Source organism: Pseudomonas halotolerans, from assembly GCF_039581215.1.
Lineage (GTDB): Bacteria > Pseudomonadota > Gammaproteobacteria > Pseudomonadales > Pseudomonadaceae > Aquipseudomonas > Aquipseudomonas tehranensis.
In genome coordinates this window covers 371,179-392,644 of record NZ_JBCNTJ010000004.1, presented here as the reverse complement: position 1 = coordinate 392,644, position 21,466 = coordinate 371,179, and the positions used below count along the sequence as shown (strand labels likewise).

Annotated in this window: 21 protein-coding genes; 14 read left to right on the top strand and 7 right to left on the bottom strand. The window is 61.0% G+C overall.

Annotation, left to right across the window (positions count from 1 at the left end; all coding sequences use genetic code 11):
- The first annotated feature begins 276 nt into the window (after window positions 1-276).
- From AAIS01_RS08605 to AAIS01_RS08565, 9 genes are all read left to right on the top strand, one after another.
- Window positions 277-1,404, top strand: coding sequence for a branched-chain amino acid ABC transporter substrate-binding protein (locus tag AAIS01_RS08605; RefSeq protein ID WP_343468618.1), 1,128 nt, complete (start codon window positions 277-279; stop codon window positions 1,402-1,404).
- A gap of 229 nt (window positions 1,405-1,633) precedes the next feature.
- A complete protein-coding gene (livH, locus tag AAIS01_RS08600) occupies window positions 1,634-2,557 on the top strand; it encodes a high-affinity branched-chain amino acid ABC transporter permease LivH (RefSeq protein ID WP_047228386.1) in 924 nt (307 codons plus the stop codon).
- Window positions 2,554-3,810 (top strand): high-affinity branched-chain amino acid ABC transporter permease LivM, encoded by a 1,257-nt coding sequence (locus tag AAIS01_RS08595; protein ID WP_343468617.1) that lies wholly within the window; start codon window positions 2,554-2,556, stop codon window positions 3,808-3,810. The genes livH and AAIS01_RS08595 overlap by 4 nt, the downstream gene beginning before the upstream one ends.
- Window positions 3,807-4,574, top strand: coding sequence for a high-affinity branched-chain amino acid ABC transporter ATP-binding protein LivG (livG, locus tag AAIS01_RS08590; protein ID WP_343468616.1), 768 nt, complete (start codon window positions 3,807-3,809; stop codon window positions 4,572-4,574). The genes AAIS01_RS08595 and livG overlap by 4 nt, the downstream gene beginning before the upstream one ends.
- Window positions 4,575-5,276, top strand: a complete 702-nt coding sequence (locus AAIS01_RS08585) for an ABC transporter ATP-binding protein (protein WP_092397010.1) — start codon at window positions 4,575-4,577, stop codon at window positions 5,274-5,276.
- A gap of 326 nt (window positions 5,277-5,602) precedes the next feature.
- Window positions 5,603-5,908, top strand: a complete 306-nt coding sequence (locus AAIS01_RS08580) for a BufA1 family periplasmic bufferin-type metallophore (RefSeq protein WP_139050991.1) — start codon at window positions 5,603-5,605, stop codon at window positions 5,906-5,908.
- Between the two features lie 25 nt (window positions 5,909-5,933).
- The gene (gene bufB / locus AAIS01_RS08575; protein ID WP_343468615.1) at window positions 5,934-6,803 is read left to right on the top strand and encodes an MNIO family bufferin maturase; all 870 of its coding nucleotides are present in this window, start codon (window positions 5,934-5,936) and stop codon (window positions 6,801-6,803) included.
- Window positions 6,800-7,570 (top strand): HvfC/BufC N-terminal domain-containing protein, encoded by a 771-nt coding sequence (locus AAIS01_RS08570; protein WP_343468614.1) that lies wholly within the window; start codon window positions 6,800-6,802, stop codon window positions 7,568-7,570. The genes bufB and AAIS01_RS08570 overlap by 4 nt, the downstream gene beginning before the upstream one ends.
- Window positions 7,567-8,043 (top strand): DoxX family protein, encoded by a 477-nt coding sequence (locus tag AAIS01_RS08565; RefSeq protein ID WP_343468613.1) that lies wholly within the window; start codon window positions 7,567-7,569, stop codon window positions 8,041-8,043. Before AAIS01_RS08570 ends, AAIS01_RS08565 begins: the two co-directional genes overlap by 4 nt.
- A 126-nt stretch (window positions 8,044-8,169) precedes the next feature.
- Here AAIS01_RS08565 and AAIS01_RS08560 read toward each other — a convergent pair whose 3' ends face one another.
- Complete coding sequence (locus AAIS01_RS08560; RefSeq protein ID WP_343468612.1) at window positions 8,170-9,084, bottom strand: LysR family transcriptional regulator; 915 nt, start codon at window positions 9,082-9,084, stop codon at window positions 8,170-8,172.
- Between the two features lie 104 nt (window positions 9,085-9,188).
- On the opposite strand from AAIS01_RS08560, the gene AAIS01_RS08555 reads away from it, so the two are divergent.
- From AAIS01_RS08555 to AAIS01_RS08545, 3 genes are all read left to right on the top strand, one after another.
- Entirely contained in the window at window positions 9,189-9,788 is a 600-nt protein-coding gene (locus tag AAIS01_RS08555; RefSeq protein WP_092396998.1) for a short chain dehydrogenase, read from the top strand.
- Window positions 9,789-9,847: 59 nt separating this feature from the next.
- The gene (locus AAIS01_RS08550) at window positions 9,848-10,522 is read left to right on the top strand and encodes a COG3650 family protein (RefSeq protein WP_343468644.1); all 675 of its coding nucleotides are present in this window, start codon (window positions 9,848-9,850) and stop codon (window positions 10,520-10,522) included.
- Between the two features lie 74 nt (window positions 10,523-10,596).
- Window positions 10,597-12,210 (top strand): NAD(P)/FAD-dependent oxidoreductase, encoded by a 1,614-nt coding sequence (locus tag AAIS01_RS08545; protein WP_343468611.1) that lies wholly within the window; start codon window positions 10,597-10,599, stop codon window positions 12,208-12,210.
- A 154-nt stretch (window positions 12,211-12,364) separates the two neighbouring features.
- Here AAIS01_RS08545 and AAIS01_RS08540 read toward each other — a convergent pair whose 3' ends face one another.
- Window positions 12,365-13,459 (bottom strand): PLP-dependent cysteine synthase family protein, encoded by a 1,095-nt coding sequence (locus AAIS01_RS08540; protein ID WP_343468610.1) that lies wholly within the window; start codon window positions 13,457-13,459, stop codon window positions 12,365-12,367.
- 265 nt (window positions 13,460-13,724) lie between these two features.
- Between AAIS01_RS08540 and nhaA the strand changes: the two genes are divergently transcribed.
- Window positions 13,725-14,912 (top strand): Na+/H+ antiporter NhaA, encoded by a 1,188-nt coding sequence (gene nhaA / locus AAIS01_RS08535; RefSeq protein WP_343468609.1) that lies wholly within the window; start codon window positions 13,725-13,727, stop codon window positions 14,910-14,912.
- Window positions 14,913-15,019: 107 nt separating this feature from the next.
- On the opposite strand, the gene AAIS01_RS08530 is transcribed toward nhaA, so the two are convergent.
- A complete protein-coding gene (locus tag AAIS01_RS08530; RefSeq protein WP_343468608.1) occupies window positions 15,020-15,484 on the bottom strand; it encodes an outer membrane lipoprotein in 465 nt (154 codons plus the stop codon).
- 171 nt (window positions 15,485-15,655) lie between these two features.
- On the opposite strand from AAIS01_RS08530, the gene AAIS01_RS08525 reads away from it, so the two are divergent.
- Window positions 15,656-15,889 (top strand): hypothetical protein, encoded by a 234-nt coding sequence (locus AAIS01_RS08525; protein ID WP_343468607.1) that lies wholly within the window; start codon window positions 15,656-15,658, stop codon window positions 15,887-15,889.
- On the opposite strand, the gene pdxH is transcribed toward AAIS01_RS08525, so the two are convergent.
- The 4 genes from pdxH to dinG form a co-directional block, all read right to left on the bottom strand.
- Window positions 15,886-16,533 (bottom strand): pyridoxamine 5'-phosphate oxidase, encoded by a 648-nt coding sequence (gene pdxH, locus AAIS01_RS08520; RefSeq protein WP_343468606.1) that lies wholly within the window; start codon window positions 16,531-16,533, stop codon window positions 15,886-15,888. The two genes, AAIS01_RS08525 and pdxH, sit on opposite strands and share 4 nt — an antisense overlap.
- Window positions 16,534-16,557: 24 nt before the next feature.
- Window positions 16,558-17,664, bottom strand: coding sequence for an OmpA family protein (locus tag AAIS01_RS08515; protein ID WP_343468605.1), 1,107 nt, complete (start codon window positions 17,662-17,664; stop codon window positions 16,558-16,560).
- Between the two features lie 117 nt (window positions 17,665-17,781).
- A complete protein-coding gene (locus AAIS01_RS08510; RefSeq protein WP_343468604.1) occupies window positions 17,782-18,927 on the bottom strand; it encodes a serine hydrolase domain-containing protein in 1,146 nt (381 codons plus the stop codon).
- A 308-nt stretch (window positions 18,928-19,235) separates the two neighbouring features.
- The gene (gene dinG / locus AAIS01_RS08505; RefSeq protein WP_047228404.1) at window positions 19,236-21,380 is read right to left on the bottom strand and encodes an ATP-dependent DNA helicase DinG; all 2,145 of its coding nucleotides are present in this window, start codon (window positions 21,378-21,380) and stop codon (window positions 19,236-19,238) included.
- Window positions 21,381-21,466: the final 86 nt, after the last annotated feature.

Sequence of the window (21,466 nt, the reverse complement as noted above, 5' to 3'; positions counted from 1 at the left end):
TAGCAATTTGCAGCACCGATTGAAAAGCGCAGGAAAGCCAGGGATTGCCGATTTCACCGGACAAACCCCGCCGCCATTCTGTCTTTTTCTTTCAATTAAGCGACACCCTCAGGTTTTGCCCCCACGCGCCAGCTTCCCTTGCCAACAATCGGCGCTCTACACTGTACCGGTACAGTTGCCGGGGGCATTTTCCGCGAGGATATCCAAGATATCTGACCCGGTTCTGCTGCTTCGGCGCCAGGACTATAAAAACTACAACAGCATGAGTGGAGCACTATGACTAAGGCTACTAAGCAGATTTCCAAACTGTTTGCCGCTATGGTTCTGGCCGGGGTTGCCAGCCATTCGTTCGCCGCCGACACCATCAAGATCGGTATCGCCGGCCCCAAGACCGGCCCCGTAGCCCAATACGGCGACATGCAATTCAGTGGCTCCAAAATGGCCATCGAGCAGATCAACGCCAAGGGCGGCGTCAATGGCAAGCAACTGGTCGCCGTTGAATACGATGACGCCTGTGATCCAAAACAAGCGGTCGCGGTCGCGAACAAAGTCGTCAACGACGGCGTCAAGTTCGTGGTCGGCCACCTGTGCTCCAGCTCCACCCAACCGGCTTCGGACATCTACGAAGACGAAGGCGTGATCATGATCACGCCGGCCGCTACCAGCCCGGACATCACCGCTCGCGGCTACAAGATGATCTTCCGCACCATCGGCCTGGACAGCGCCCAGGGCCCTGCCGCCGGCAACTACATTGCCGATCACGTCAAGCCGAAAGTCGTTGCGGTCCTGCACGACAAGCAGCAATACGGTGAAGGTATCGCCAGTGCCGTGAAGAAAACCCTCGAAGATAAAGGCGTCAAGGTTGCCGTGTTCGAAGGCGTGAACGCCGGCGACAAAGACTTCTCCTCGATGATCGCCAAGCTCAAGCAAGCCAACGTCGACTTCGTCTACTACGGCGGCTACCACCCGGAGCTGGGTCTGATCCTGCGTCAATCGCAGGAAAAAGGCCTGAACGCCAAGTTCATGGGCCCGGAAGGCGTGGGTAATGACTCGATCTCGCAGATCGCCAAGGAAGCTTCCGAAGGCCTGCTGGTGACCCTGCCGAAATCCTTCGACCAGGATCCGGCCAACATCGCCCTGGCTGACGCGTTCAAGGCCAAGAAGGAAGACCCGAGCGGTCCGTTCGTGTTCCCGTCCTACTCGGCCGTTCAAGTGATTGCCCAGGCCATCACCGAAGCCAAGAGCGAAGACCCGGAAAAAGTGGCTGAAGCCATCCACGCCGGTACTTTCAAGACCCCGACCGGCGACCTGAGCTTCGACGACAAGGGCGACCTGAAGGACTTCAAGTTCGTGGTTTACCAGTGGCATTTCGGCAAACCTAAAACCGAAGCTTCGCCTCAGTAAGGCCTGGCCTGACTGACTGCCCACAAAGCCCACGGCGTGCCGTGGGCTTTGTTTTAAATGTATTGGGCCGCGCTGGCGTGATCCGCCAGTCTCCCCACCTGAAAATCTCAAAACCGTCATCAGCGGTTCGCTGGCAAACCTCGTGCTCGAAGTGGATGCAGATCCACGGGGCCGGGCGGGAAAATGACTCCACCAGTGAAATGCGTATCAGGTTTTTAGGAGCGCTGTAATGCCTGACATCTATCACTTCTTCCAGCAGCTGGTTAACGGTCTGACCGTTGGCAGTACGTATGCCCTGATCGCCATCGGCTATACGATGGTTTACGGCATCATTGGAATGATCAACTTCGCCCACGGCGAGGTGTACATGATCGGCTCCTACGTGGCGTTCATCGCCATCGCCGGGCTGGCCATGATGGGACTCGACAGTGTCCCGCTGTTGATGACCGCGGCTTTCATAGCGAGCATCGTGGTGACCAGTTCCTATGGTTACAGCATCGAACGGATCGCCTACCGCCCCTTGCGCGGCAGCAACCGTCTGATCCCGCTGATTTCGGCCATCGGCATGTCGATCTTCCTGCAGAACACGGTTCTGCTTTCGCAAGACTCCAAGGACAAATCCATTCCCAACCTGATTCCGGGTAACTTTACCTTCGGGCCAGGGGGGGCACAGGAAGTGCTGATTTCCTACATGCAAATCGTGGTGTTCGTGGTGACCCTGGTCGCCATGCTCGGCCTCACGCTGTTCATCTCCCGTTCCCGTCTGGGTCGCGCCTGCCGTGCCTGTGCCGAGGACATCAAGATGGCCAACCTGCTGGGCATCAACACCAACAACATCATCGCCCTGACCTTCGTCATCGGCGCGGCCCTGGCGGCCATCGCCGCCGTGCTGTTGAGCATGCAATACGGTGTGATCAACCCCAACGCCGGTTTCCTCGTGGGCCTGAAGGCCTTCACCGCCGCGGTACTGGGCGGCATCGGCAGCATCCCCGGCGCCATGCTCGGCGGGCTGGTGCTGGGCGTGGCGGAAGCCTTTGGTGCCGACATTTTCGGCGATCAATACAAGGACGTCGTGGCGTTCGGCTTGTTGGTTCTGGTGCTGCTGTTCCGGCCGACCGGCATCCTGGGCCGTCCGGAGGTTGAGAAGGTATGACTAAACATCTTAAATCGGCGCTCTTCAGCGCGCTGTTGGTCTGGGCGGTCGCGTACCCGGTACTCGGCCTGAAACTGACCATCGTCGGCATCGACCTTGAAGTACACGGCACCAGCCCGGCCATCCTGGCGACCATCGCCGTGTGTTCGGTGCTGATGTTCCTGCGGGTGCTGTTCAGCACGCAGATCAGCGCCGCCTGGAAGGCATCGCCCGGCCTGCCGATAGTCCCGGCCAAGGCCAGTAACTTCCTGACCCTGCCGACGACCCAGCGCTGGATCATCCTGGCCCTGATCGTCGTAGCACTGGTCTGGCCGTTTTTCGGCTCTCGCGGTGCGGTGGACATCGCCACGCTGATCCTGATCTACGTGATGCTGGGCCTGGGCCTGAACATCGTGGTAGGCCTGGCCGGTCTGCTGGACCTGGGTTACGTCGGCTTCTATGCCGTCGGCGCCTACAGCTACGCGCTGCTGTCCCATTACTTCGGCTGGAGCTTCTGGATCTGCCTGCCCATCGCCGGGATGATGGCCGCCACCTTCGGTTTCCTGCTGGGTTTCCCGGTGCTGCGCTTGCGCGGCGACTACCTGGCAATCGTGACCCTGGGCTTCGGTGAGATCATCCGTCTGTTCCTGCGCAACCTGACCGACATCACCGGCGGCCCGAACGGCATCAGCAACATCGAGAAGCCGACGTTCTTCGGCCTGACCTTCGAACGTAAAGCCGCTGAAGGCCTGCAGACCTTCCACGAGTACTTCGGGTTGCCCTACAGCTCGATCAACAAGGTGATTTTCCTCTACCTGGTTGCGCTGTTGCTGGCCCTGGCTGCGCTGTTCGTCATCAACCGCCTGCTGCGCATGCCTATCGGTCGCGCGTGGGAAGCGCTGCGTGAAGACGAAATCGCCTGCCGTGCCCTGGGTCTGAACCCGACCGTGATCAAGCTCTCGGCCTTCACCCTGGGTGCCGCCTTCGCCGGTTTTGCCGGTAGCTTCTTTGCCGCCCGCCAGGGCCTGGTGACGCCGGAATCCTTCACCTTCATCGAGTCGGCGATCATCCTCGCCATCGTGGTGCTGGGTGGGATGGGCTCGCAGTTGGGTGTGATCCTGGCGGCGATCGTGATGATCCTGTTGCCCGAAATGATGCGTGAATTCAGCGAATACCGCATGTTGATGTTCGGCGCCTTGATGGTGCTGATGATGATCTGGCGTCCTCAAGGTCTGCTGCCTATGCAACGCCCACACATGGAGCTGCGCAAATGAGCCGCGAGATCCTCAAGGTTGAAAATCTAAGCATGCGCTTCGGCGGCTTGCTGGCGGTCAACGGCGTGGCCCTGACCGTGAAAGAGAAACAGGTCGTTGCATTGATCGGGCCGAACGGCGCGGGCAAGACCACCGTGTTCAACTGCCTGACCGGCTTCTATCAGCCTACCGGCGGCACCATACTGCTGGACGGCGAGCCGATCCAGGGCCTGCCGGGTCACCACATCGCCCGCAAGGGTGTGGTGCGCACCTTCCAGAACGTGCGGCTGTTCAAGGACATGACGGCGGTCGAAAACCTGTTGATCGCCCAGCACCGTCACCTGAACACCAACTTCTTTGCCGGCCTGTTCAAGACCCCGGCGTTTCGCAAGAGCGAACGCGAGGCCATGGAGTTCGCCGAGTACTGGCTGGAGAAGGTCAACCTCAAGGAGTTCGCCAACCGTACCGCCGGCACCCTGGCCTACGGTCAGCAACGGCGCCTGGAAATCGCCCGCTGCATGATGACCCGTCCGCGGATCCTCATGCTCGACGAACCGGCCGCCGGCCTGAACCCGAAGGAAACCGAAGACCTCAAAGCGCTGATCGGCGTGCTGCGCGAGGAGCACAATGTCACCGTGTTGCTGATCGAGCACGACATGAAGCTGGTCATGAGCATTTCCGACCATATCGTCGTGATCAACCAGGGCACGCCGCTGGCCGACGGTTCGCCGGAACAGATCCGCGACAATCCTGAAGTGATCAAAGCCTACCTGGGGGAAGCGTAAATGCTGCAGTTCGAAAACGTTTCCACCTTCTACGGCAAGATCCAGGCCCTGCACAGCGTCAACGTCGAAGTCCGCCAGGGCGAAATCGTAACGCTGATCGGTGCCAACGGTGCCGGCAAATCCACCCTGCTGATGACACTCTGCGGTTCGCCCCAGGCCCACAGCGGTAGCATCCGCTACATGGGTGAGGAACTGGTGGGTCAGGACTCTTCGCAGATCATGCGCAAGAGCATCGCCGTGGTGCCGGAAGGCCGTCGGGTATTTGCCCGGCTGACCGTGGAAGAAAACCTCGCCATGGGCGGTTTTTTCACCGACAAGGGCGACTTTCAGGAGCAAATGGACAAGGTGCTGCACCTTTTCCCACGCCTGAAAGAACGCTTTAGTCAGCGTGGCGGCACCATGTCCGGCGGCGAACAGCAAATGCTCGCCATCGGCCGTGCCCTGATGAGCAAGCCCAAGCTACTGCTGCTCGACGAACCGTCCCTGGGCCTGGCGCCAATCATCATCCAGCAGATCTTCGACATCATCGAACAACTGCGCAAGGATGGTGTGACGGTATTTCTGGTAGAGCAGAACGCCAACCAGGCCCTGAAAATCGCTGACCGGGCGTACGTGCTGGAGAACGGCCGGGTAGTGATGCAGGGCACGGGTGAAGCACTGCTGACCGACCCGAAAGTACGCGAGGCGTACTTGGGCGGTTGAGCCTGTCGCAATGAAAAAAACGGCCTTCGGGCCGTTTTTTTTGCCCGGATTTCAAACGCTGTTGTGGCGAGGGGATTTATCCCCGTCGGGCTGCGAAGCAGACCTAAAACCAGCTCCGCATTGGGTCAGGAAGATGAGTTGCCTGCCTTAGGGGCTGCTTCGCAGCCCAACGGGGCGGTGCGACGTTTCGCTAAATCCCCTCGCCACAATGGATTTCGAAACAAACAAAAAAATCGAGAATCTGCTGTAACACTTCCCCACCTCCCCTCTCTAGTTCAGCAGACCGGCGCTAACGCCGGTTCATTTCCTGAAACTGGAGAATCATCATGACTGCTTCGACCCGCACCCTGTCCGCCGCCGCCCTGGCCCTGGCCCTTGGCTCCGCCTTGAGCATGACAGGCGTCTCGACTGTCCATGCCGCTGACGACACCATGGAAAAATGCTTCGGTGTCGCCCTCAAAGGCAAGAACGACTGCGCCGCCGGCGCTGGCACCACCTGTGCCGGTACCGCGAAGATGGACTATCAGGCCAACGCCTGGAAATCGGTCCCTAAAGGCACCTGCACCACCATGGAAAGCAAAACCTCCCCGACTGGTTTCGGCCAGCTCGAAGCGTTCAAAGCCAAGTCTTGATCGCATCTGCCTGAGGCCAATCTCCATGTCGAAAGCCCCCTCCCTCGCCACCGATACCCGGCTACCGCCAAGGGCAGGGTTGGGGCTCAAGACCGAGCATTTTCGTGAAGTGCTCCAGACCCGACCGGATCTGGGCTTCTTCGAAGTGCACGCGGAAAACTACATGGTGGCCGGCGGGCCGTTTCATCACTTCCTGGGGCGGATACGCGAACAGTATCCGTTGTCACTGCACGGTGTCGGTCTGTCGATCGGTGGCGAGGGTCCGCTGGACAATGCGCATCTGCAACGTCTGGCAGCCCTGATCGAACGCTATCAGCCCCAGTCTTTTTCCGAACACCTGGCTTGGTCCAGCCATGGCCCGATGTTCCTCAATGACCTGCTGCCCCTGGCCTACGATGAAACGACGCTCAAGCGCGTCTGCGAACACGTCGATCAGGTCCAGTCCAGCCTCAAATGCACGCTGCTACTGGAAAACCCGGCCACCTATCTGGCGTTCGAGGATTCAACCCTCGACGAGCCCGACTTCATCAGTGAAGTCATCCGTCGCACCGGCTGCGGACTGCTACTGGATGTGAACAACGTCTACGTTTCGTGCATCAATCATTGCCGTGATCCCTTGGCCTACCTCGACGCATTGCCTCTGCACGCCACCGGGGAAATTCATCTGGCCGGGTTTGCCGAAGACGCCGACAGCCTGGGGGCGCGTTTGCTGATCGATGACCACGGTGCGCCCATCGATAACGAGGTATGGCGCTTGTATCGCACCGTCCTGGCGCGAACCGGACCTGTCGCCACACTGATCGAAAGGGACAACCGCATCCCAGCGTTCGGAGTGCTGCTGGCCGAAGCCGGTCAAGCCGATCAACTGCTAAACACCGCTGGGGGCCGGCCATGAGCCGCTACAGCGAATTCGCCACTGCCCTGCTCGACCCGCACAAAGCTTGTCCGCAGGGTTTGACCTGCGCCACGGGCGCCGATCCAGAAAGCCGGTTCGCGGTGTATCGCAACAACGTGCTCAGCTCGTTGATCAACGCCCTGGCCGACAACTACCCGGTGGTGGCGCAACTGGTGGGCGAAGATTTTTTCCGCGCCATGGCCAGAATGTACGTCCAGTCCGCCGCACCGCGAAGCCCGGTGATGAGCGACTACGGTGCCGACTTTGCCGAGTTCATCGAACACTTCGAACCCGCCGCCAACGTGCCTTACCTGGCGGATGTCGCCCGACTGGAGCGCTTGCAGGTGCAAGCCTGGCACGCCGCCGACGCCCGCCCCATGGACGCACACCAGGTCATGCAAGTGCTGTCATCCCCCGCCTCCCATGATCATCTGAGGGTCGGTCTTCACCCTTCACTGCACCTGTTGCAGTCGCCCTTCGCCGTGGTGGCGATCTGGGCGGCCCATCAACAAGCGCCCGTCGTGCCGTTCGACCCCTTCTCACCGCACTGCGCCCTGGTCCTGCGCAACGACCTGGAGGTGGAAGTGTTTGCGATCAGCCCTGGCGCCCATGATTTCATCCAGGACCTGCTGCAAGGTGTGTCCCTGTCCGCCGCCATTGATGCCTCAACCAGGCGCGACACCGGTCTGGAGCTGGAGCACACCCTCGCGCAACTCATCAGCCACCGAGCCATCACCCATCTGTTACCCGAGCAGGTATTGCCATGAACGCCCTGATCACCCGCGCCATTCAATGGCTGGATAAAATCCCTCACAGCCTGATCGCCTTCGTCGCACGATTCTCCATCGCTGCGGTGTTCTGGAAATCCGGCCAGACCAAAATCGAAGGCCTGGCCATCGACCTGTTCGACGGCACCTTCCAGCTCGGCGTGCCGCGGCTGGCGGATTCGACCATTCCCCTGTTCAAAAGCGAATATGCCTTGCCGCTGCTGTCGCCAGAGCTGGCGGCGTATCTGGCGGCGGTGGCCGAGCATGTGTTCCCGACCCTGATTCTGTTTGGCCTGGCGACACGTTTCTCGGCCCTGGCCCTGCTGGGCATGACCTTGACCATTCAACTGTTCGTCTACCCCGACGCCTATCCGACCCATGGCACCTGGGCGGCGGTACTGCTTTATCTGATGGCCCACGGGCCGGGCAAACTGTCCATCGACCACCTGATCGCCAGGCACTACGCTCGCTGATCAAGGTCGGGACTCCTGTGGGAGCGAGCCTGCTCGCGATAGCAATATCAGCGTCAACGCAGTGGTTGACTGATCCACCGCTATCGCGAGCAGGCTCGCTCCCACAAGGGCTCGTGTGATGCCTTGCTATCGCTGAAGCCGATCCAGCGCCTCGCCACTGCGCTTGAACCAGTCGATCAGATAATCGGCCAGCACCTGGGTACGCTTGGGCAAACCGCCCTGGTACGGATGCACGAGGTACATCGGCATGCGACGGGTCTGAAAGTCCCTGAGCAACCAGCGCAAACGTCCGTCAGCCAATTCCTCATGCAACAGATAGGACGGCAACCGGGCGATCCCGGCGCTGGCCAGGGCGGCTTTTTTCAGCAGGCTGTAGTGATTGCTGGCGAACGGCCCCGATACCCGCACCCGCAACAATTCGTGTTGCTGGTGATAGAGCCATTCCTCCCGACCGCTGTAATGACTGTTGAGCAGGCAGCGGTGTGCCGTAAGGCCCTGGGGTGTCAGGGGTTCGCCATAGTGTTCGAGGTAGGCCGGGGTGGCGCAGGTCAGCTCATGCCAGGCCAGCAACGGACGCGCTACCAGGCGCTCATCAAGGGCCGCGTCGGAGCGGATCGCCAGGTCGAAGCCATCACGGGACAGATCCCGGTAGCCGTTGTTGAGCTCCAGTTCGATCTGCACGTCGGGGTAGCGCTGGGCGAACTCCGTCAGCAAACCCTCAAAGAAGGTTTCGCCCAACGACACTGGAACCGTCATACGCACCGGCCCGGAAATTTCGTCCTTCAGGCGAGCCAGCGCCTGACGCGCCCTTTGCACCTGCACCAACAACGCCTGGGCCTGGGGCAATAACGCAGCCCCCGCTGCCGTGAGACTCAAGCGCCGCGTGGTGCGCTGTAGCAACACCACCGAAAACCGATTCTCCAGCAGGCTGATGCGCTTGGATAACTGGCCCTTGCTGCAGCCCAATTGCTGGGCCGCCAGGGTGAAACTCCCCGCCTCGATCAACACGGCGAACGCCGCCAGGTCGTCCATTTCGCTCATCAGATTGTTTCCAATTGAAAACCAAAGGTTGCCTATTAGCACGATTATCACGAGAAAGAACCTCTCTAGACTGATGCTTCATCCAGCCCATTGAGGAACAGCTCATGAAAATCCTGTTGATCGGCGCCAGCGGCACCATTGGTTCGGCCATTGATAACGAACTGTCGCCGCGTCACGACATTGTGCGTATCGGCCGTCACAGCGGCGACCTGCACGTGGATATCAGTGACAGCAGCTCGATCCGCGCCCTGTTCGAGAAGACCGGCCACTTCGATGCGCTGGTCTGCGCAGCGGGCAACGTCACCTTTGCACCCTTGGACGAGATGACGCAGGACAGCTTCGCCCTGGGCTTGAAAGACAAACTGATGGGCCAGGTCAACCTGCTGCTGATCGGCCGCGAATTCGCCAACGACGGGGCGTCCTTCACCTTCACCACGGGTGTGCTCAGCCACGACCCGATCAGAAGCGGTGCATCGGCGGCCCTGGTCAACGGTGCCTTGGACAGTTTCGTGCGTGCCGCGGCCATCGAGTTGCCCCGGGGCTTGCGGGTCAACTCGGTGAGTCCGAACGTGCTGCTGGAAGCCATGGACAGCTACGCACCGTACTTCCGTGGCTATAAGCCGGTGCCGGCCGCCGATGTCGCATTGGCCTACGCCAAGAGTGTCGAAGGCCTGCAGACTGGCCAGACCTTTCACGTTGGTTGACCCCTTGTGATGCAGGATCAGTCTGCGTAACGTGACGGCACTTGTCTGGAGACTCAATGATGCGTGCCGCCCGTTCCCTGCTGTTTGTCGCCCTCCTGCCGCTTTTCGCCGGCTGCCAGTTGTTCGACGCTCCACGTCAGAGCGTTTCCCATGCCGGCCAGATGCGCATGCAGGGCGAACTGACTGCAGCCGATGGCAAGCTGGTGTTTCAGCCGTGCCAGGAACAGCGTCGCTACATCGTCAACGACAGCGGCGGCACCAGCGTGCTGCAAGAGGCCGCCAGCCTGGCCGATGACCAGGGCAAACTGTTTGCCGATGTGCGAGGCCATATCGTCACCCGCGCAGCGGCTGGTACCGACAGCCAATTGAACCTGGAACAACTGTATCGCCTGGAGCGTTCAGGCAACGCTTGCGACGACGCTGACTTCAAGCGGCTGCTCCTGCGCGCCGCCGGCCATGGCCCCGAGTGGACTCTGGACGCCAGCGGCAAGGGCCTGGTGCTTGAACGTGAGGGCCAGCCGCCTCTGGCAGTGCCTTTCGTTGAAGAACAACTGGGCGATGGCCGCTTCAATCTCGGCACCGAAGCCAACGGCCAGAAGGTCGAGCTTTGGGTCACTCCCCAGCGCTGCGTCGACAGCGCGACCGGCAGCGTGCAGCACATGAGCGCCGAGCTGCGGGTCAACGGTCAGGTACAGCGCGGCTGCGCTTACTTCGGCGGTGCGCGTAACGACTGATTCGAAGGTTTTTGGCTTATAATCGCCGCCTCACGCCCTGGCGCAGTTGTGCGTCCCGCGAACCGGATCCTGTCATGTTACGAATCACCGAACTCAAGCTGCCGATCGACCATCCCGAAGAAGACCTGCGCCCGGCCATCGTGCAGCGCCTGGGCATCGCCAGCGATGACCTGCTCGACTTCACCCTGTTCAAACGCAGCTACGATGCGCGTAAGAAGTCCTCCGAACTGTGCTTCATCTACACCATCGACCTGACGGTGCGCGATGAAACCGGCTTGCTGCGCAAGTTCGCCGATGACCGTAACGTCAACCCGGCGCCGGATGTCAGCTATAAAGTGGTGGGCCAGGCGCCCACCGACCTGAGCGAGCGGCCGATCGTGGTCGGCTTCGGCCCGTGCGGGATCTTCGCCGCCATGTTGCTGGCACAGATGGGCTTCAAGCCGATCATCCTCGAGCGCGGCCCCGAAGTGCGCCAGCGCACCAAGGACACCTGGGGCCTGTGGCGCAAAAGCGTGCTCAACCCCGAATCCAACGTGCAGTTCGGCGAAGGCGGCGCGGGGACGTTCTCCGATGGCAAGCTCTACAGCCAGATCAAGGACCCCAAGTTCCTGGGTCGCAAAGTGCTGCACGAATTCGTCAAGGCCGGCGCGCCGGAAGAAATCCTCTACGTCAGCAAGCCGCACATCGGTACGTTCCGCCTGACAGGCGTCGTGGAAAACATGCGTGAGCAAATTCGCGCCCTGGGCGGTGAAGTTCGCTTCCAGCAGCGGGTCACGGATGTGTTGATCGAGGACGGCCAGTTGGTCGGTGTTGAACTGGCCAGTGGCGAACGTATTCATTCAAGACATGTGATTCTGGCCCTGGGCCACAGCGCCCGAGACACGTTCCGCATGCTCCACGGCCGCGGCGTGTACATGGAAGCCAAGCCGTTCTCGGTGGGTTTCCGTATCGAACACCCGCAATCGCTGATCGACAGCGCGCGTCTGGGCAAGTATGCCGGTCACCCGAAGCTTGGCGCCGCCGATTACAAACTGGTGCACCACGCCAAGAACGGTCGCTCGGTGTACAGCTTCTGCATGTGCCCGGGCGGCACCGTGGTGGCGGCCACCTCCGAGCCGAACCGCGTCGTGACCAACGGCATGAGCCAGTATTCACGCAACGAACGTAACGCCAACTCCGGCATCGTGGTGGGCATTACCCCGGAAGTCGATTATCCGGGGGGCCCATTGGCAGGCATCGAACTGCAGGAGCGCCTGGAATCCCACGCTTTCGTGCTCGGTGGCAGCAACTACGAAGCCCCGGCGCAACTGGTGGGCGACTTCATTGCCGGCAAACCGTCTACGGCGCTGGGCAGCGTCGAGCCGTCCTACAAACCGGGCGTGTCTTTGGGCGACCTGGCCCTGGCCCTGCCCGACTTCGCCATCGAGGCCATCCGCGAAGCTCTGCCAGCATTCGAAAAACAGATTCGCGGCTATTCGCTGCACGACGCCGTGCTGACCGGCATTGAAACCCGCACCTCGTCGCCGCTGCGCATCACCCGCGACGAAACGTTGCAAAGCCTGAACGTCAAGGGCTTGTTCCCGGCTGGCGAAGGCGCTGGCTACGCGGGCGGGATTCTGTCGGCGGGCGTGGACGGAATCCGGATTGCCGAGGCGGTGGCGCGGGATATCCTGGGCCTCAAGGCCTGATCCCTACCCACTGTGGGAGAAGCTTTGTGGGAGCTGGGCTTGCCCGCGATGCAGGCAACTCGGTCTATCAGGTGAACCGAGGTGATGGTATCGCGGGCAAGCCCAGCTCCCACAAAAGCCCGCTCCCACAAGGGATCTCAGTGTTTTCAAGGGTTCAGATATTGGCTCGAAGCACGCTTTCCGGCAGCGCCTCACCCCGCTCTACACTCGCCGCCACGGCATCCATCAGCCCATTCAACTCATAGCCTTGGGCCTTGAGCCACGCCGGATCGTAGTAGGTCGTGGCATAGCGCTCTCCACCATCACACAGAATGGCCACGATGGAGCCCGTCTCCCCGGCTTCGACCATTTTCCTGGCGGCGATCAACGCACCGATCAGGTTGGTGCCGCTGGATCCGCCGACCCGTCGGCCCAATCGCTGGGCCAGGTAATGCATGGCCGCCAGCGACAAGGCGTCAGGCACTTTGACCATCGCATCGATCACCTTGGGTAAAAACGACGCCTCGACCCGTGGCCGGCCAATGCCCTCGATTCGCGAACCGCAATCCAGGCGCAGACTCGCATCGCCGTTGCGGTAGTAGTCGAAGAACACCGAACGCTCGGCGTCGGCACACAGCACACGGGTACAGTGCTGGCGGTAGCGTACGTAACGGCCCAGGGTCGCGGTGGTGCCGCCGGTGCCGGGGCTGGAAATCAGCCAGCTCGGCTCCGGATGCCGCTCGAAACGCATCTGCTGGAAGATCGATTCGGCAATGTTGTTATTGGCGCGCCAGTCCGTGGCGCGCTCGGCGTAGGTGAACTGGTCGATGAAGTGGCCGTCATGCTCACGGGCCAAACGCTCGGACTCGGCGTAGATCTGCGTAGGATCGTCCACCAGATGACTCTGGCCACCATAGAAGGCGATCTGTGCGATTTTTTCCCTGGACGTGGTCGCCGGCATCACCGCAATAAAGGGCAAGCCCAAAAGCCTCGCGAAGTAAGCCTCGGAAATGGCCGTCGATCCACTTGAAGCCTCGATCACCGGAGCCCCGGGCTTGAGCCAGCCGTTACACAACGCGTAGAGAAACAGCGAGCGGGCAAGTCGATGCTTGAGGCTGCCGGTGGGGTGGCTGGATTCATCCTTGAAGTACAACTCGATACCCGGCAGCCCTGGCAGCGCCAGCGGGATCAAATGGGTGTCGGCGCTGCGCTGGAAGTCAGCCTCGATGATACGGATCGCTTCACGCGCCCACTGGCGGTGGTCATTCATGGTGTCTTCTCACTGGGTCGATGCGACGCGGGTAACCTGACGTTCAGGCAGGCACGATTTGTCTCGGAAAAACCAGGCGCAAGCTTAGGAAAAAACCGACATCACGCACAGGTACAGCTAAGGTCCAATATGGACTGTCACTGCCCACCGAGTGCAGCGCATGTGCTGTAACGACATATAACAAAAAAGAATATAACTTTTGTTTTAACTACCAACACCACGGGTTAGGGTGGGCCATCTTTTGATTTGATAGGGGAGAGCTACCTTGGCTATCCGTAGCACTTTGGCACGTTTTCTTCAGTTGGAGGCCGCGGGCGGCCTGCTCCTGATTGCCGCCGCCGTCCTGGCACTGATACTCAATAATTCACCGCTGTCCTGGCTCTATACGGACTTTCTGGACACACCCGTGGTGGCCCAGATCGGAGCGCTGAAAATCGCCAAGCCGGCGCTGCTGTGGATCAATGACGGCCTGATGGCCCTGTTCTTCCTGCTGATCGGCCTGGAAGTCAAACGCGAGATACTCGACGGTCAGCTGTCGAATCCCTCGCAAATCGTCTTGCCGGGTGCGGCAGCGATCGGCGGCATGGTGGTGCCGGCGCTGATCTACTGGTTCCTCAACCGTGACAATCCGGGCGCCCTCGCAGGCTGGGCGATCCCTACGGCCACGGACATTGCTTTCGCCCTCGGCGTGCTGGCCTTGCTGGGCAAGCGAGTGCCAGTGTCGCTCAAATTGTTCCTGATGACCCTGGCGATCATCGACGACCTGGGTGCCATTGTCATCATTGCCGTTTTCTACTCCGGCACATTGTCCACCTTGTCACTGGCGCTTGCGGCCGCCTGTATCGCCGCGCTGGTGGCGATGAACCGGATGGGTGCGGTCAAGCTCGGCCCTTACATGATCGTAGGCCTGATTCTGTGGGTCTGCGTGCTCAAAAGCGGCGTCCATGCCACCCTCGCCGGGGTAACCCTGGCGTTTTGCATTCCCCTGCGCACCAAAAACGCCGAGACCTCACCGCTGCTGACCCTGGAACACGCCCTGCACCCCTGGGTGGCCTACGGCATCCTGCCGCTGTTCGCCTTCGCCAACGCCGGCCTGTCACTGAGCGGCGTCACCCTCGAGAGCTTCACCCATCATGTGCCAATGGGTATCGCCGTCGGCCTGTTGCTGGGCAAGACCGTGGGTGTCTTCGGCCTGACCTGGCTGGCGGTCAAGATCGGCATCGCCAGCCTGCCCGCCAATGCCAATTGGGGCCAGATACTGGGTGTGGCCATCCTGTGCGGTATCGGTTTCACCATGAGCCTGTTCGTCGGTTCCCTGGCCTTCGTGCCCGGCGCCAGCGAATACGCCGGCATGGACCGAATGGGTATTCTCACCGGCTCGCTGCTGGCGGCGTTGCTGGGTTACGCGGTGACGGCGGCGGCCAGTCGTAAGCGGGCAGCATTGCCTTCCTGATTTGCATATTCCTGAAACAAAAACGGCGCTTCTCCCATCAGGAAAAAGCGCCGTTCTTTTCAGGTGAACCAACGAGTCTCGAGGTTTTCTCTTACCCATTTTCCCGCTTAGTGCGATACGCGACTCGTGCCATCCACGGTAGCAATACGAACCCGCTCACCCACACGGAACACTTCGTTTTCCTGAACCTGTTGCACATAGGCGCGCACGCTACCGTCGTCTTCACGAACGGTGATTTCCACACCCTGGGTGCGGGTCAGGCCTTCTTCGGTTGCGGAGCCGATCAGGCCGCCGGCCACGGCGCCGATCACGGCAGCAACGATGCTGCCACGGCCGCCACCGATGGCACTGCCACCCACACCACCTACCACCGCACCCGCCGCGCCGCCGATCGGGGTCTTGGTGCCTTCGATCTTGACCGGACGCAAGGCTTCAATGGTCCCCATGCGAATCGTCTGCACGCGACGCGCTTCGTCACGGGAGTAAGAGTCACCGGTCAGGCTCGACTGACAGCCAGTGAGCAACATCGCCATCGTGGAAAAGGAAGCAACCAGCAAAACAGACTTACGCATAGCATCAAACTCCAAAAGACAGGTATTCATTAAACTCCGCAGCTTGACGCCTGTCACGGCTTCGCCGGGATAAAATTGTTTTCATTCAGGTGGGATACAGGCTCGCCCGAAAAATTCACCCAAACAGTAGCGCCAATTTCCGCTATCCGCGTCACTGACCTGAGGTTTCTCATGGATTACTTCATCATAGCCGCTACCACCGTAGCCGGTTTGTACTTTCATTGGTGGCTGTACGTGCGGATCAAGCGCTGGATGGACCGCGATCTGGCACTGTCATTGGCGGGGCAGGATGAGCTGAAAAAAGCTTACATGCTGCAACAATTGGCCGACGCCCAACAGCAAGGGGTCAAACGACGCGACCTGCCGCAATGGCTTCAGGCCGCTGCGGCGAGCTACCCCGGTTAAGGCGCCAGACGCTCGCGGACCCACTTCGCCTCTTGCAGGCGGTAGTTGAGGCGATCATGCAGACGGCTCGCCCGCCCTTGCCAGAACTCGATACGCTCGGGTAGCAGACGATAGCCGCCCCAATGCTCCGGGCAGTGAGGCTGGCTGTCACTGAAGCGTTGTTCGGTGGCCTTGAGCAAGTCTTCCAACTCACCTCGACCGGCAATCACCCGGCTTTGAGGTGAAGCCCAGGCCCCGAGGCGACTGCCCAATGGCCGTACCTGGTAATAGGCGTCCGACTCTTGCGCCGTGACCTTCAGCACTTTGCCCTCGATGCGCACCTGACGCTCCAGCGTCGGCCAGAAAAAAGTCATGGCCGCGAACGGGTTCGCGGCCAGTTGCTGACCCTTGGCGCTGTCGTAGTTGGTGAAGAACGTGAAGCCTTGGGTGTCGAGTCCCTTGAGTAACAGGATCCGGCAGTGCGGACGCCCATCGGCATCCACGGTCGCCAAGGTCATGGCGTTGGCCTCCACCGGTGCCTGTTCGGTTTTCACCGCGTCGGCAAACCATTGGTGGAACAGTGCGAACGGCTCGGCCGGAGCCTGCGCCTCGGTCAGGCCATCGCGGGTGTAGTCGCGGCGCATATCAGCCAGCGTCTGGGTCATGGCGCGTTCCTTGTAGTTAGCCCATCACTGCTTGGATGCATCGGCGGCCGCGACTTTCTTGGCATCGGTAGCGGCTTTGGTCGGTTGCGACTTCTTCGCCACCGTCGCTTTCTTGGCCGGGGCTTTTTTGGCAGGAGCCTTGGCGGCAGCCTTTTTGACCGGCGCTTTTTTGGTGGCAACAGCCTTGGATTTGTTAGCCGCTGGCGCTGGCGCCACAGCCGCAGGTTTCACGTCCTGGACCGCCACCAACCTTACTGGCGCCGGGGCTGGCATGTTGTACTTGCTCAGCAGCGCAACCAGGGTGTTTTGCGGCGTGACCATCAGCTCGACCCGACGATTCAAAGCGCGACCTTCAACGCTGTCATTAGCGGCACGGGGCGCAACCGAACCCATGCCACGCAGCATCAGGCGATCACGCTGCAAGCCGCTGAGACGGAAGATTGCCGCCACGGACTGGGCGCGTTCCTGGCTGAGCTTCAGGTTGACCGGCGCGGCACCCGATGTGTCGGCGTGACCGAGGATCAGCACGGCGCTTTTTGGATCAGCTTCAAGAAGCTTCGCCACACGGGTGAACGGGCCGAGGCTCACCGGCAGCAGCATGGCCGGCCGGTCCGGGTTGAAAGAGCCGTCCACCGGTGCGGTGACCACCAGCACGTCGTCGCGGCGTTCAAGTTCGAGCTTGCTGTCCTTGATGGCCATGCGCAATTTCGGTTCGTAGTCATCGAGCCAGGCCTGGGTGACTTTAGGATCCGGCATCGGCACCGTCTTGGCGGTTTGCTGATCGTTGCCGCCGAATGGCCACCACCATTTGCCGTTGCTTTCAGCTTCGGCCTTGGCGACGGAAACCGGCGCCTTGACTTCAGGTTTGGATTCGACTTTTTTGGCGACGCCGTCGGCGGCGTCATCGGAAGAGAACGGCCACCACCAGTGAGTGGCCCCCTCGGCCTTGGCTTGTGGCGCGACGGCAGCCGGTTTCAGGGGCGCCGCGGGCGTCGGTTCTTTGGCCGCCACCTTGTCGGAGGCACCGAACGGCCACCAGCCACTGCCGCCCTCGGCATCATTTTGTGGGGTTTGTGCGCAACCGGTGATAGCGAAGCACAGCGCCAGAGCGAAAGATTTATTCAATGACATTGGATATCCACAAAATGATGTAAAGAAAAAACAAAGGCCATGTTCGGGCCGCATAAACAGACGGTTGGAAACTGAAAGGAACACGAGGTTCCTGTGCCCGCCGCCTTGGCTAACGTTTTATAGACAAGTGGCAAGTACCCGCGCAAGGTTCTGCGCCCGCGGATCCATCAAAACGTATGGCCCGAGGGTGTTTGTCACAAAGCCAAAAGCCACATCGTGCTCCGGGTCGGCAAAACCGATGGAGCCCCCCGCCCCAGGATGACCGAATGCCCGAGGGCCGAGGCCGTAGGTCGCGTTCGGCACATCCGGCTGATCGAGCATGCAACCCAGGCCGAAACGGGTCTGGGTCAACAAGGTCTTGTCCTCGCCGAAGCTGTGCTGGCGAGTCAGTTCGTCGAGCATCTCACCTTCCAGCAGGCTGCCGTCCAGCAGGCCCGCGTAGAACCCGGCCAGGCTGCGGGCGTTACCGTGGCCGTTGGCCGCCGGTTGCTCCATGCGCCGCCACTCCGGCTTATTGGTGCTGGTCATGATCGAGGGCGGGTTGGTGAAGGCCCGGGTCGTCATGGCCGTGGGTTCGCGCATCGTCACTTGCAAAAGGCGCTGGGCCGCCGCATCGCCCACATTGCCTTTGCCACGAGCGATGTGGGCCACGCGATGAAACTCTTCATCAGCCAGGCCGACGTGAAAATCCAGGCCCAACGGTTTGGCAATCCGGGCCACGATGGATGCCCCCGGCCCACGGCCGTCAGCCCTGCGCAGCAGTTCGCCGACCAGCCAGCCGTAAGTGATCGCCGCGTAGCCGTGCCCCTCTCCCGGCGTCCACCAGGGCGTTTCAGCGGCCAATGCATCGACCATGGTCTGCCAGTTATAAAGTGCTTCGGGCGCCAGCAGTTCATGTAACGCCGGCAACCCGGCCTGGTGGCAAAGCAACTGACGGAGCGTGACGGCTTGCTTGCCGGCTGCCGCGAACTCGGGCCAGTAGCGGGCGACAGGGGCGTCCAGTTGCAGCTTGCCTTCGGCCACCAGTTGCAGGGCGGTTACCGCGGTGAACGTCTTGGTGCAGGAAAACAGGTTGGCGATGGTGTCGCTGTGCCAGGCTTCACTGCCATCCTTGTCGGCCGTGCCGGCCCACAGATCGATGACCGTGCGGCCGCCGACCTGAATGCACAACGCCGCGCCGCGCGCCTGAGGATCGTCGAACAGCGCCGCGAAGGCTTCACGCACCGCCTCGAATTGAAGCTCATAATGGCCTTGAATCTGCACCCGCAACTCCCTTGAAACAAACACTTTTTTGAAGTGGCCTGCATTGTTTCAGCCATTGGGGGTTTTGGGAACCGCCACAGGACGGTTGACCGGCCTGGCACTGGCCTTTGTGGCGAGGAAGCTTGCTCCCGCTGGGCTGCACCTGTAGGAGCTGTCGAGTGCAACGAGGCTGCGATCTTGTCCTAGACAGTTGAGTCGCAAGCGAAAGATCAAGATCAAGATCAAGATCAAGATCAAGATCAAAAGATCGCAGGCTCGCCAGCTCCTACACGCCCAGCGGTCCCTCGCCACAGCAGTCATTGCACGCGTCAGGAAATCTCCCGGCGGAACGGCGGCAGGGCGTTGAGGATCGCCTTGCCGTAGCGCTGGGTCACCAGTCGGCGGTCGAGCAAGGTGATGGTGCCGCGGTCTTCTTCGGTGCGCAGCAGTCGACCACAGGCCTGGACCAGTTTCAGCGAGGCGTCCGGCACGGATATCTCCATGAACGGGTTACCGCCACGGGCTTCGATCCATTCGGCCAAGGCCGCTTCCACCGGGTCATCCGGAACCGAAAACGGGATCTTGGCGATCACCACATGCTCACAGTAGGCACCGGGCAAATCCACGCCTTCGGCAAAACTCGCCAGGCCGAACAGCACGCTGGAATCCCCGCCGTCGACCCGGGCCTTGTGCTTGTTCAGGGTTTCCTGTTTCGACAGGTTGCCCTGGATGAACACTTGTTTGCGCCAGTCGCGGTCGAGGCCGTCGAATACGTCCTGCATCTGTTTGCGCGAGGAAAACAGCACCAGGGTACCCCGCGAGCCTTCCACCAGTTCCGGCAGGTCGCGAATGATCGCCGCCGTGTGGGCGGCGGCATCCCGCGGGTCGGCCTTGAGGTCCGGGACCCGCAGCACGCCGGCGTCGGCATGATGGAAGGGGCTCGGAACCACGGCGGTCACGGCTTTTTTCGGCAGGCCGGCGCGCATGCGGAAACGGTCGAACGTGCCCAGGGCAGTCAGCGTGGCGGAAGTCACCAGCGCGCCGTAGGCCACATTCCACAGGTTGCGACGCAGCATTTCCGCCGCCAGGATCGGACTGGCATTGACCTCGATGTCGAACAGCGAGCCGCTTTCGGCCAGGGTCAACCAGCGCGCCATCGGCGGGTTGTCTTCCGGGTCTTCAGTCGTGAACGCGGTCCACAACTCCCAGTTGCCCTGGGAGCGTGACAGCAGACTGCCGAACAGCGGGTACCACTCCTCAGCCTGGTTGCTGGCGATACCGATATTGACCTCACCGTCCATGCCTTCCTTGAGCAGGTCGGTCAGACGGGTGAACAGGTCGGTCAGGCGGGCGAAGCCTTTCTTGAGCTCGATGCCCATCTCGCGCATGTGCTCGGGAATGACGCCGCCGACAAAGCGATGACGAGGTCGATCACGACCCTCGACGTCTTCGCCGGGCTTGAAATCCGCCACTTGCTCGCACGCACTGAACATGAACTGCTGGTTCGTCTTGATCTCACGGGCCAGCTCGGGCACCTGCTCGATGAACTTGCCCAGGTCACCCGGCAGCGGGTGTTGAGCCAACAGCTTGGTGAGGTTCTTGGCGGTGGTTTCCAGCCAGTCAGCGGTGGAGCGCAGCCGGGTGTAATGGGCGAAATGGCCGATGGCCTTGTCCGGCAGGTGGTGACCTTCGTCGAACACATAGATCGTGTCACGCGGATCCGGTAGCACCGCGCCCCCGCCCAGGGCCAAGTCGGCCAGGACCATGTCGTGGTTGGTGACGATGACGTCGACCTTGCCCATGCCTTCGCGGGCCTTGTAGAAGGCGCACTGGCCGAAGTTCGGGCAATGACGGTTGGTGCACTGGCTGTGATCGGTCGTCAGGCGTGACCAGTCGGCGTCTTCCAGGGCGGTGGACCAGCTGTCGCGGTCGCCGTCCCATTTATTGCCGGCCAATTTTTCGATCATGCTGGTAAACAGCTTCTGACTGGCCTCATCGACTTCAATCTTGAAGCCTTCTTCTTCGAACAACTGGGCCGTGGCGGTCTGTGCCTGGCCTTCCTGGAGCAACATGTCGAGCTTGGACAGGCACATGTAGCGCCCACGCCCCTTGGCCAGGGCGAAGCTGAAATTCAGCCCGCTGTTGCGCATCAGGTCAGGCAGGTCCTTGAAAACGATCTGCTCCTGCAAGGCAATCGTGGCCGTGGCGATCACCAGGCGTTTGCCGGCGGCCTTGGCGGTGGGGATTGCCGCCAGGCTGTAGGCCACAGTCTTGCCGGTGCCAGTGCCGGCCTCCACCGCCACGACGGCGGGCTCGCCACTGCGCCGGCCTTCGTCGTCGGTGTCGATGTCACCCAGGACTTTTGCCACTTCGGCAATCATCAGGCGCTGGCCATATCGCGGTTTGAGGCTCTTGGCTTCGAGAAAACGCGAATAGGCGCCCTGGATCGTGGTTTTGAGTTCGGTGCTGATCATGAATGGTCGGGCGCTAAAAACGCTGGATAAATTTTCAGTGGTTCGGATCGGCGGCTATCATACCCCGCTAATGAATCCTGCGCAGA